Source organism: Flavobacterium bomense (genome assembly GCF_003970355.1).
Map to the genome: position 1 here is coordinate 1 of NZ_RYDJ01000130.1, position 1,328 is coordinate 1,328.

At 37.2% G+C, this 1,328-nt stretch carries 1 protein-coding gene; it reads right to left on the bottom strand.

The annotated features are described in order from the left end of the window. The coding region (locus tag EKL98_RS16140; protein ID WP_126563160.1) for a glycoside hydrolase family 31 protein at positions 1–1,328 on the bottom strand (1,328 nt) is incomplete at both ends.

A 1,328-nucleotide genomic window follows, 5' to 3' on the forward strand; every position in this document is an offset into this window, starting at 1 on the left:
AATATTGAAAGCTCTGTTTTTTTGCATTCCGTCAAAACTTCCTGTTCTGTTTGCGATAGTCAATGTTTTTGAAGCTTCGTTATATTTAAATTCAATGGTAGAAAACTTCCCTTTCTCGTAATTGTAATTTGTATTTTCATCTTCGTATAAACTAAAAGAAACGTCTTTTCCGGTATAAACATAAATAGTAAAAGGCTCCGACGATTTTTGTGAAGTATATTCAATATTGGGTCCACAAGCCAAAATAGAACCTTCTTTTACATACAACGGAATTTGTTCGTAAGTTGCTTCGGCAGTAATGGTTTGACCACCTTTTAGGAATTCGCTAGTGTACAAATTGTACCAACCATTGGTGTTTGGTAAATACAATTCACGACTGCGTTTTTTGTATTCGGTTACTGGATTTATAAGCAATGCTGGGCCAAACATAAATTGATCGGCGATATTTAAAACTTTTTTATCAGAATTAAAATCCATTGGAAGTCCACGCATCATCGTGTAATCGTTATGATACGTTTGTCCAATTAAAGAATAAATATAAGGCATCATTCGATACCGTAATTTGTTGTAGAACAAGATGCTTTTGTATGCTGGATGATCTTCAGGTGCAATGTTGTAAATTTCTCTGTATGGAAATTGACCGTGAGCTCTAAATAGTGGACAAAAAACGCCATATTGATACCAACGAGCGTTTAATTCTCTCCATTCTTCTAGTGTTTCGCCTGTTGCGTTTTCGTAACGAGTTTCTACAGAAAAACCTCCAATATCACTTGTCCAATACGGTAATCCAGACATTGTAAAGTTCAAACCAGCAGGAATTTGATTTTTCAAATCTTCCCATCGAGAGCCAATATCACCACTCCAAGTGGCTGCAGCATAACGTTGCAAACCTGCAAAACCCGAACGAGTCAGCATAAAGATTCTTTTGTTGGGATCTACACTGCGTTGGCCTTCGTAAATTCCTTTGGCATTCATCAAGGAGAATGCGTTATAGTTGATTTCTGGCGCTCCAAGGTAGGTGTTTCCAATCATTTCTTTTCGAACTTCGGGAGGCATATTACTGTGAACATCTGGTTCTGAAGCGTCCATCCACCAAGCATCGATTCCGGTGGTATAGATGTTTTTGTTGATTAATTTCCAAAATTCTTTTCGGGCTTCGGGATGGAACGGGTCGTAAATGGCATTGTTAAAACCCAACCAATCTTTTCGGTTTTCGACCACGTTTCTTTTTAGGATATAGCCTTTGGCTTCAAGATCTTTGTAGTTTTGAGTATCTTCATAGAATTTTGCCCAAACCGAAATCATTAATTTGGTATTGTATTTTTCGT